This window comes from Methyloglobulus morosus KoM1 (assembly GCF_000496735.2).
GTDB lineage: Bacteria > Pseudomonadota > Gammaproteobacteria > Methylococcales > Methylomonadaceae > Methyloglobulus > Methyloglobulus morosus.
This window is the reverse complement of record NZ_AYLO01000157.1, coordinates 1-8,874: the sequence shown is the minus strand read 5'-3', so window position 1 is coordinate 8,874 and position 8,874 is coordinate 1. Positions and strand designations below refer to the sequence as shown.

Below are 8,874 nucleotides of genomic sequence, written 5' to 3'. Positions count from 1 at the left end.
AGGAATTGCCAATATCTGTCTACTCCATTGCGGACTATCGCCATTGTCATTTTTGGCTTGAAGCAAATTAGGCGAAACCGACCCCAAGGTATGCATTGAAACATAGCACAATACTATTGATTCGGCCTTGTGAAGTTTTAAGTTTCCGTTCGCCTTGAGCCTGTCGAAAGGCGGTGTGTGCTTCGACAAGGCTCTCCTGAGCTTAGTCGAAGGGCTCAGCACGAACGGTTCAGACATTAAAAGGCCGAATCTATAACCCCCGGTTTCCCCTTGAACTATCGATATGACCAGCTAGTATTAGTTCGCATTACCGCAGTTCTGTAGCCAACATTCCTTTAACAATAAAGTAAGCCATTCAATAAAGAGGAGATGCGTGTATCAGGTCGGTCTTGCCGCCGAAGCGCTTACCCCTCCGCAACAGGCGGAGTATTACACGCGACAATACGATGAATAGATATACACGGTTGACGGTGCTATTGCTGGTTTTCAGCCATTTCCCTGGAGAACTATACGCCCAAGGCTATCCGCAAAACGCACTGTGCGTAAATGGCCAATCGACGCTTTGTTCGACGTTACCGGTGGATTTGCCTAACTTGGCTATCCAAACCGGCTATTTTCCGAAAACCGATACGACTCCGCCGTCTTCAAATGTCGCCCAAGACAATTTCGATTGGTTCAGTTGGCAGATGTTCATCGCCTTGAATTGGCCTGCCGACAGTAGCGGCAAACCTTTGCCTGGGCCGATCGGGAAAACCCCCAGCGCCCCAAGGGTATGGCAGGGTTTTCAATCGCCTGACCAAGTTTTTCCAGGGAATGGCATTAACACTAAATCGTGCGCCGCCAATAAAAAAGGCTTGGTATTATTCCGCACGTCGAAATTTTCCACTAATTCGTTTATCGAGCCGACGACACCGTGGCCCTTAATTGACCAAGCGGGCAACTATGTGATTTACGATGTCAGGATGGGGGCGGTGGAAGTCAATTACCTTAAAAAAAATGGTTTGTTGACAACAGCAGGCCAGAAAAAATTTACCGGGAGCTATAGTTTTCCAACCGGTCTCGGTACGTCCGAAGGCGCCATAGAGCTTAAGACGGCTTGGCGTATCTTGACCGACCCTGCGTCTTATAGTAATTTTTTTACCTCACCGGCCACCGTTGTCGTACCCGCCCAAAACAGTGTTACGGGCAAAGAAATGTGCCTGGACGTGACGGTTGGCTTGGTCGGCATGCACATTATGCAAAAAATTACCAACCCGCCGCCGTTCTCCAATTTCTGGGTGTGGGCGACTTTTGAGCATAATGCCAATGCCCCAACCGCACAGGGTGTCACGCCGAGCCAATCGAACCAAAATGCGGCACCACAAAAAAACAGTTACGATCCATTACAGGCCTGTCCCGCACCGACGGCGCCCGGTTCAAGCTATTCGTTCTTTTCCCCGTCCTGTACCAACAATGGGGCAAGTTGCACGCCGAACCAGCCTCCCGCAATCCCCAGCAAAGCTAAAAATGCCAATTATTTGTGGCAAGAGAAACCGCCCTTTGCCCAAACTTATCTTATGGATGGCAAGTACGGCACCCAGGTTGTAAGGTGCTGGGATATTTACGATAGCGCTAAAAACGTCACCGCTCAATTCCAGGCGGCATTAGCCGGAACGCCTTGGGCGAATTATATGCTGGTTGGGGCGCAATGGGCCGAAGCCAATGCAACGGAGTTCCCAAGCCCGGTCATGCCGTTTGCTGCCCCGTTCTACTTGACGAACACGACGTTGGAAACTTACCTGCAACTCAATCCCATCATCGTCAACGGAAAGCCAAGCACCGATAAGCCCGGCTCATGCATTGGTTGTCATAATGTGGCGACTGATAGCGTCAATAAGGCATCAAACTTTAGCTTTTTGCCGGGTTACGCCAAGTGAAGGGTTTGTTTATGTCGGTCGGATTTTACGCGCCGTGAGTGACGGGGCTAATTTTTGGTCTTGCATGATGAGTGCTGTTACCTGCCTGCTTTGGTTAGCGTAACGATGCTTCGAGTACCAGCAGATTAGGGAAGGTATGAAGACAAACCATGAAGCTTAGGGCATTGGATAGCCGTGAGGCCTGGTTTAGGCTTAGCCAAACCAGGCCTAAAAAACCTTTGCCTTGGCACGCCCTAGTAACGCCAACCTGCACCATTCCCTAATAGTGAACCGGCCACTGCGCCAATGCCGGCAGCCAGCGGGTTTCCGTTGCCCAGTTCATAGCCCAGCACATTACCTACCACGCTGCCTGCCAAACCTTGGTGGGAGCGGTTGTCGTAATAACCGCCATTGTTGTACTGGGATTGTGGCGGATAATACTGCGGTTGCGGTTGATAGGACGCAACCGGGGGCTGCTGGTAATAATAATTTGCCTGCGGTTGGGGATAATAATTGTTCACTTGCTGTTGCGGGTAACCGCCCCAGCCGTTTCGATTACAGCGGGGATACCCATAGCCATCCCCACCCCAGTCGTCATCGTCTGCAAACGCGGCGGTAGAAAATAAGGCTGCAACGGCAATTATGTGGAGTATATAAATTATTTTCTTCATGGCATTATTCCTGTTTCATTGTTGTCTTTATTGCTAAGGGAAGCCCAGAACAAGTTGCTGACGATTCCTCGCATTCTTTTTTCTTATGCTTTGGTGTACATTCTACCGAATTGAAAATGAATGCTTACTTAACAACAGAATGGGCAAAATGGAGTAAAACATGTCGATTTCCATGTATGAAGCCTCGATTCCGCATTTTGTCCTCATGTTGGGCAATTTGTCGTTGATACTCGATAAGGCCAAAGCCCATTGCGAAACAAAAAATATCGACGAATCCGTTTTTGTCCAAGCTCGTTTGGCGTCGGACATGTACCCGCTAAGCCAACAAATACGGATAATCACCGATATGGCGAAAGCTTGCGCTGCCCGCCTTGCCGGGGTCGAAATACCCCGTTATGAAGATAACGAAACCACTTTTGCAGACTATCAGGCCCGAATCGCCAAGACTATCGCTTTTCTGCAGGGTTTTGACAGCGAACAGATAGACAACAGCTACAATCTACCCATCACAATGAAGCTATATGACAAAGAAGTCGTTTATACGGCACAGGTTTATTTGCTGGATGTGGTCATCCCCCATTTCTATTTCCACGTCACTACGGCGTACGCCATACTCAGGCATCATGGCGTTGAATTGGGTAAAAAAGACTACATGAATAATGAATGACAAGGAGTTTTTTATAACCGTGCAGTCAAGACGGTTAAGCGATGAAGCGGGTTGTTGCCGGATTAAATCAAGAAAAATAAAGAGGCAAGGGATTACACTCATGACCTGTTCGCGGTCGGGCTTAAAGATCAATTTCAATACCGACCGGGCAATGGTCCGATCCGGTAATATTGGGTAGGATAAAGGCTTGCTTGACCTTGTCGGCCAAGACTTTGCTGGTCAACACATAATCGATACGCCACCCGATATTGTTAGCACGGGCATTGGCGCGAAAACTCCACCAGCTATAAGCAACCGTGTCTGGGTGCTTATGGCGAAATGTATCGACAAAACCGGCATCCAGAAACTGGCTGAAACCATCGATTTCAACTTGGGTATAGCCTGCCGATTTGTTGTAATTCGGCTTGGGGCGGGCGATGTCGATTTCCTGGTGCGCTACATTAAAATCGCCGCAAGCAATCAGCGGTTTCTTGCTTTGCAACTGCTGGCAATAGGCCAGAAATTCCGCATCCCAAGTCTTGCGGTAATCCAGCCGCACCAATTCCTCGCCGGAGTTCGGCACATACACGTCGAGCAGGTAAAATTGCTCGAACTCGGCGACAATCACCCGACCTTCCTTGTCATGTTCGGCGATGCCAATATCGGGGACAATTTGCAGCGGTTCTTGCCGGGACAGGATCGTCACGCCAGAATAGCCCTTACGTTCGGCGCAGTTAGAATAAATACGGTAATGGTCGATGCCTTCCAGAGCCTTGTCGATTTGCTCCGCCTGCGCTTTGGTTTCCTGCAACAGGATGTAGTCGGCGTCGAGGCGCGCCAGCGTTTCGGCAAAGCCTTTGTTTTGAACCGCGCGGATGCCGTTGACATTCCAGGAAATGATTTTCATGCGATAACTCCTTTAGTAGCATTCAAGTTATTTGTTATCCGGCATTTTAACGGTTAAGCCATCAATTAACTTGCCAAATCTTCAACCATTCATGTTTTTTAATCGCCATCAAACAGATCCAGTTGCCCAGATATTAGCTTCGACCTGAATAGGCTACTGTTAAGTGGTGGAGAACCAGGAAATGCCAGTTTTTTCATAGCCAAATGGAAACGCTGGGCAAGCAGGTCGGCATATTGCCCTGTACCGCGCATCCGGACACCGAAAGTCGAGTCATAAGCTTTGCCGCCGCGCGAGTCGTAAATGCGGTGCATCACATGATCGGCTTTTAACGGCTCATGGGTTTGCAGCCATTCGGTAAATAAGTCCTTAAGTTCATGCGGCAAACGCAACAGCACATAACCGGCATCGAGCGCACCAGCCGCCCGACATTGCTGCAAGATAGTTTCCAGTTCGCTATCGTTCAGCATGGGGATTAACGGTGCAACCAGCACAGACACCGGAATGCCTGCTTCCGCCAACGTAGCCAGGGTTTGTAGTCGCCGCTTCGGCGTAGTGGCACGGGGTTCTAACCGACGCGTCAAATCCGGGTTTAAGGTGGTAATCGACAGGCAAACATGGATGAGCCCGTCCTTCGCCATCGCAGCCAATAAATCAAGGTCGCGCTCGATTAAGGACGATTTGGTGACAATCGAGGTTGGATGGTGCGTATCATTCAGCACCTCAAGTAGTCGCCGGGTCAATTTTAATTGTCGCTCCACCGGTTGATAGGCATCGGTATTAATGCCGAGCGCGACAGGCGCAGGGCGATAGTTTTTTGCCGACAGTTCAGCCTTTAGCAATTCCGGCGCATTCGGTTTGTAAAACAGCTTAGTTTCGAAATCGAGACCGGGCGACAAACCCAAATAGGCATGGCTAGGGCGTGCAAAACAGTAAACGCACCCGTGTTCGCAACCCCGATAGGGATTTATGGAGCGGTCAAAAGGTACATCGGGCGATTGGTTATAAGTAATAACGGTCTTAGCCGTATCGACGAATAACTGGGTGGGGACTTTCGCCGGATATTTATCGGGGTCATCCCAGCCGTCGTCGAGATCTTCTTTTGTTAATTGTTCAAAGCGACCGGTCTGATTACTTAATGCACCCCGGCCTTTTTTGATATGTGGTGGCATAGCACTTATTCAGAGAGTGAATCACAGTTCCTATAAATTTTCGTGTATTATACACCTATCAATGTGTATAGGAGACTACCATGAGAACCAACATTGTTTTAGATGAAAAGCTGGTGTACGAAGCGACCACATTAACGGGTGTACGCACGAAACGCGAATTGATCGATTTGGCACTGCGGGAATTGATTCGCTCACGCCGCAAGAAGAACTTGTTCGACCTTGCCGGTAAAATCCAGTTTGCCGATGATTACGATCATAAGCAACTGCGCGAGTTGCGGCATGATACTGATTGATACCTCAATCTGGATCAATGTTTTACGGGATAAAACCCAACAATATAGCCAACGGTTTTATGAATTCATTGGCGAACAAGACATCGTCTTAACCCGCTTCCAACAATTGGAATTATTGCAAGGCTGCCGGGACGAGCTCGAATGGGGCTTATTAAGCGAATATCTTGAAGGCCAGGATTATATCGAAATGCAACCGACCACTTGGGCAGCAGCGGCCAGAATCTATTACAACTTGCGGAAGCAAGGTCTCACTGTGCGTAGCCCAATCGATTGCTGCATTGCCCAGCTTGCCTTAGAGAACCGCTTATTGTTGATACACGATGACCGTGATTTTATAACGATCAGCCAAGTCGTACCGTTAAAACAAAAACAATGGGCTATGCTGAAGTGATAAGGAAGGTTGTTAGCCTTCCTAACGTCAGCGCCAACCTACAATATGCCCAATATGCGTGATAAGGTAATTATGATGAAGGGTAAAGGTTCTTTCCCGCATGTAAAGATTCATTACATTGAACCGATTTAGATATGATATATACTATGCATATCATATATTCAATATGGGGAAAGCCATGCGTACCTTAGTCGACATTCCAGAAAAACAGATTAAAGCACTAACAGCCATAAGCCAAGCTGAAAAAGTGTCCCGTGCCGAAGTCATTAGAGAGGCGATTGCTTATTATCTTGAAAAGAAAAAACCGCAATCAGATGATGCATTCGGGCTTTGGAAAGACCATAAGGTCGATGGCTTGGCTTATCAAGAACAGGTGCGGGCTGAATGGTAAGTGCTCTGTTCGATACCAATATACTAATCGACTACCTCAATGGCGTGGCACAAGCTAAAACCGAACTGGAGCGTTATCGCGACAAAGCCATTTGCGTCATTACCTGGATGGAAGTCATGGTAGGCGCAACACCGGAAACAGAAGTAATCATCAGGGCGTTTTTAAACACGTTCGATATCTTGCCTATAGAAGAACAGGTTAGCGAAGCAGCCGTAAAACTAAGGAAAAAACATAACATTAAACTGCCCGATGCTATCGTATGGGCGACCGCGCAAGCCAATAAACGCATACTCGTTACACGTAATACGAAGGATTTTTCCCAGGATGAGCCAGGGGTAAGAGTGCCTTATCAATTGTAACCAAAAAATAGGGGTGTTGGGCTTCCTGGCGTCAGCGCCAACCTACAAAATGCTCAACATACGGGATAAAAAATCGTGAATATTGCAAAATTATTTACCAAAGCAAGTTGTAAGAAAAGCCGGCTCAAGTACAATTGACGAAAGTTGCAGTGTATCGTACGTCAGCGCTGGATTTGTGGAACTGGGTTTTTGGACTTGCAATATAATTAAAAATATCCCGAGGTGCACATGGATTTTTATTGGATTTATGATTTACCGAACTGGCAGTTTTTAATTTTTTGCTTAGTTTTTTTCATTGGTTTTTCGCTGCTTGGTGCATTTTTATTTCGGCAATTTTTTGAAAAATTGATGGGATTGACGGTTGCGCACAATGAGGTGATAGGCAATTTTTTAGCGGTGAGCGGTTTGTTTTATGGCATTACCTTGGGCTTGATTTCCGTCGCTACATTTGAAAATTTTCAGCAAGCAGAGACCGCTGTTTCGCAAGAAGCAACAGCACTAAGCGGATTGTATCGTGATGTAAATTTGCTTGATGGCGCTGAAAAAAATGAGCTTAAAATTATCTTAAAAGATTATGCCTATTACATGGTAGGCGAAGGGTGGAAAGACCAACAAGCAGGTATTGTGCCCACTGGTACCAGCAAAATCGTCAATCGTTTTGAGCATGCATTAATCAACTATAAATTTGAAACAGAAAAAGATAAAATTATGTTTTCAGAAATTATTCATCAAAATAATAAGTTAAGTGATATGCGCCGTGAGCGCGTTAACATTGTGCAGGAGGGTTTGCCTGCCGCGATATGGCTGGTGTTGTTTGTGGGTGCTTTTGTAGTGATTTGCCTGACTTGGTTATTGGTAATTGCTAACAAAAAACTCGATATTGTCGTTAATGTGCTATGTGGTGGGTTGTTGGGCTCGCTTATATTTTTGATTGCCGCCATGGATAACCCATTTCGAGGCGAATTCAGTGTGAGCCCACAACCATATCAACTGGTGATAGACAGTGTGATGAAGGAGTAATTCTCGAATTATTTGCCCCAGAGCCGTAGATACGATTAGCGATAGCGTAATCGTACGCATGAATTTTGTTGATGGCATCCCTCCGATTACGCCATCGCTAATCGGAGCTACGTGGGCTGCATCGCCCAGCTTGCCTTGGAGAACCGGCTATTATTAATCCATGATGACAGCGATTTTGTAACCATCAGCCAAGGCGTACCGTTAAACCAAAAACAGTGGATTTAAGTTAGAGTTTTGTGATGGTTTGTTGGGCTTCCACGTCAGCTCCAACCTAAAATATGCCCAATATACGAGATACAAAATTACCAACATACGTGAAACTTTCAGCCTAACTAGATGGTAATTGTTGTTTTTTAAGGTTTTTGTTTTCGCTTTTTAATTTTTCTATTTCTTCATTCAGTTTTTCAATTTCTTCGTTTTTCTTATCAGGCCACTTATATCCAAGTAGCATTTTTAATTCGTCTTTGTAAGGGAGAATAGGTTGATACAAATTATGGTAGGCCATACCAATTGCACCGCTAAAAAGTGATAGCTTTGGTCTATTTTTTCCGCTTTCAAGAATTTGTTTCTCGGCAATACCGGGGTAAGGATCAATATAATAAATTTCTTTTATACCTAGTTGATAAGCTTTTTTAGAGCATAACTCACAAGGACTAGCTGTAGTAAATAAATAACCTCCCATTAAAGGTTGGCCACCGTATTTTGATATTTGAAGAAAAGCATTTTCTTCGGCATGAAGTGATCGAGAATGGACTTGATTACCTTTTGAATCTAAACAATTTTTTGCATCTTTGAAACAAAAAGACAGATGTCTTCCATTAAGTTTTTTTAATGTTTCTACGCTATTGTTTTGAATAAGGGTATTTTGAATTTCATCTCTAAATTCTTTATCGTTTAATTCAAAGCTACTGAAGGATTCTTTATCTTGTCCTTTCATCAAATAATTCGCTTTTCTTAACAAGCAAGGTACTTGCCCTTCAGGAGTGTTATTCCAACCAACCGCTTTTATTGAAAAAAAACTATCAGTTACTACCGCACCAACTTGTCTTGAAATGCATCCAGAATTGAGCTTTGATGTATACGCTAATTGCATAGTACGTTCATGATTGGTAGGTGTTACAAGCCCTGGGTG

11 protein-coding genes and 1 pseudogene are annotated in these 8,874 nt (G+C 45.8%); 7 read left to right on the top strand and 5 right to left on the bottom strand.

Annotated features, from left to right (window positions below; all coding sequences use genetic code 11):
- Positions 1 to 237: hypothetical protein (locus tag MGMO_RS20745; protein ID WP_235557323.1), on the bottom strand; the 237-nt coding region annotated here is incomplete at its 3' end.
- A 209-nt stretch (positions 238 to 446) separates the two neighbouring features.
- Here MGMO_RS20745 and MGMO_RS17725 point away from each other — a divergent pair.
- On the top strand, positions 447 to 1,916 hold the full coding sequence (locus MGMO_RS17725) for a hypothetical protein (protein WP_023496461.1): 1,470 nt from the start codon (positions 447 to 449) through the stop codon (positions 1,914 to 1,916).
- A 233-nt stretch (positions 1,917 to 2,149) separates the two neighbouring features.
- Here MGMO_RS17725 and MGMO_RS17720 read toward each other — a convergent pair whose 3' ends face one another.
- Positions 2,150 to 2,566, bottom strand: coding sequence for a hypothetical protein (locus MGMO_RS17720; protein WP_023496460.1), 417 nt, complete (start codon positions 2,564 to 2,566; stop codon positions 2,150 to 2,152).
- Between the two features lie 160 nt (positions 2,567 to 2,726).
- Here MGMO_RS17720 and MGMO_RS17715 point away from each other — a divergent pair, with 160 nt between their 5' ends.
- Positions 2,727 to 3,233 carry a DUF1993 domain-containing protein gene (locus MGMO_RS17715; protein WP_023496459.1) on the top strand — a complete coding sequence of 169 codons (507 nt, stop codon included), beginning with the start codon at positions 2,727 to 2,729 and terminating at the stop codon, positions 3,231 to 3,233.
- 121 nt (positions 3,234 to 3,354) lie between these two features.
- Here MGMO_RS17715 and MGMO_RS17710 read toward each other — a convergent pair whose 3' ends face one another.
- Both MGMO_RS17710 and MGMO_RS17705 read right to left on the bottom strand, forming a co-directional pair.
- Entirely contained in the window at positions 3,355 to 4,119 is a 765-nt protein-coding gene (locus tag MGMO_RS17710) for an exodeoxyribonuclease III (RefSeq protein ID WP_023496458.1), read from the bottom strand.
- A 98-nt stretch (positions 4,120 to 4,217) separates the two neighbouring features.
- Positions 4,218 to 5,288, bottom strand: coding sequence for a PA0069 family radical SAM protein (locus tag MGMO_RS17705; RefSeq protein WP_023496457.1), 1,071 nt, complete (start codon positions 5,286 to 5,288; stop codon positions 4,218 to 4,220).
- An 80-nt stretch (positions 5,289 to 5,368) separates the two neighbouring features.
- Between MGMO_RS17705 and MGMO_RS17700 the strand changes: the two genes are divergently transcribed.
- The 5 genes from MGMO_RS17700 (at position 5,369) to MGMO_RS17680 (ending at position 7,742) form a co-directional block, all read left to right on the top strand.
- Positions 5,369 to 5,581: a type II toxin-antitoxin system VapB family antitoxin gene (locus MGMO_RS17700; protein ID WP_023496456.1), complete on the top strand. Its 213-nt coding sequence runs from the start codon at positions 5,369 to 5,371 to the stop codon at positions 5,579 to 5,581.
- Entirely contained in the window at positions 5,568 to 5,972 is a 405-nt protein-coding gene (vapC, locus tag MGMO_RS17695; RefSeq protein WP_023496455.1) for a type II toxin-antitoxin system VapC family toxin, read from the top strand. Before MGMO_RS17700 ends, vapC begins: the two co-directional genes overlap by 14 nt.
- Positions 5,973 to 6,150: 178 nt before the next feature.
- Positions 6,151 to 6,363, top strand: coding sequence for a ribbon-helix-helix domain-containing protein (locus tag MGMO_RS17690; protein WP_023496454.1), 213 nt, complete (start codon positions 6,151 to 6,153; stop codon positions 6,361 to 6,363).
- Complete coding sequence (locus MGMO_RS17685) at positions 6,357 to 6,722, top strand: type II toxin-antitoxin system VapC family toxin (protein ID WP_023496453.1); 366 nt, start codon at positions 6,357 to 6,359, stop codon at positions 6,720 to 6,722. Before MGMO_RS17690 ends, MGMO_RS17685 begins: the two co-directional genes overlap by 7 nt.
- 228 nt (positions 6,723 to 6,950) lie before the next feature.
- Entirely contained in the window at positions 6,951 to 7,742 is a 792-nt protein-coding gene (locus MGMO_RS17680; RefSeq protein WP_023496452.1) for a bestrophin-like domain, read from the top strand.
- Between the two features lie 328 nt (positions 7,743 to 8,070).
- Here MGMO_RS17680 and MGMO_RS17675 read toward each other — a convergent pair.
- Positions 8,071 to 8,874 (bottom strand): annotated as a pseudogene (locus MGMO_RS17675) (anti-phage dCTP deaminase); the annotation flags it as partial.

What these genes read in the sequence shown, in the direction of transcription:
- MGMO_RS17690 (WP_023496454.1), top strand. Translation starts at nt 6,151, where the DNA reads ATGCGTACCTTAGTCGACATTCCAGAAAAACAGATTAAAGCACTAACA.
- MGMO_RS17680 (WP_023496452.1), top strand. Translation starts at nt 6,951, where the DNA reads ATGGATTTTTATTGGATTTATGATTTACCGAACTGGCAGTTTTTAATT.
- MGMO_RS17710 (WP_023496458.1), bottom strand. Translation starts at nt 4,119, where the DNA reads ATGAAAATCATTTCCTGGAATGTCAACGGCATCCGCGCGGTTCAAAAC.
- MGMO_RS17705 (WP_023496457.1), bottom strand. Translation starts at nt 5,288, where the DNA reads ATGCCACCACATATCAAAAAAGGCCGGGGTGCATTAAGTAATCAGACC.
- MGMO_RS17715 (WP_023496459.1), top strand. Translation starts at nt 2,727, where the DNA reads ATGTCGATTTCCATGTATGAAGCCTCGATTCCGCATTTTGTCCTCATG.
- MGMO_RS17720 (WP_023496460.1), bottom strand. Translation starts at nt 2,566, where the DNA reads ATGAAGAAAATAATTTATATACTCCACATAATTGCCGTTGCAGCCTTA.
- MGMO_RS17725 (WP_023496461.1), top strand. Translation starts at nt 447, where the DNA reads ATGAATAGATATACACGGTTGACGGTGCTATTGCTGGTTTTCAGCCAT.
- MGMO_RS17700 (WP_023496456.1), top strand. Translation starts at nt 5,369, where the DNA reads ATGAGAACCAACATTGTTTTAGATGAAAAGCTGGTGTACGAAGCGACC.
- vapC (WP_023496455.1), top strand. Translation starts at nt 5,568, where the DNA reads ATGATACTGATTGATACCTCAATCTGGATCAATGTTTTACGGGATAAA.
- MGMO_RS17685 (WP_023496453.1), top strand. Translation starts at nt 6,357, where the DNA reads ATGGTAAGTGCTCTGTTCGATACCAATATACTAATCGACTACCTCAAT.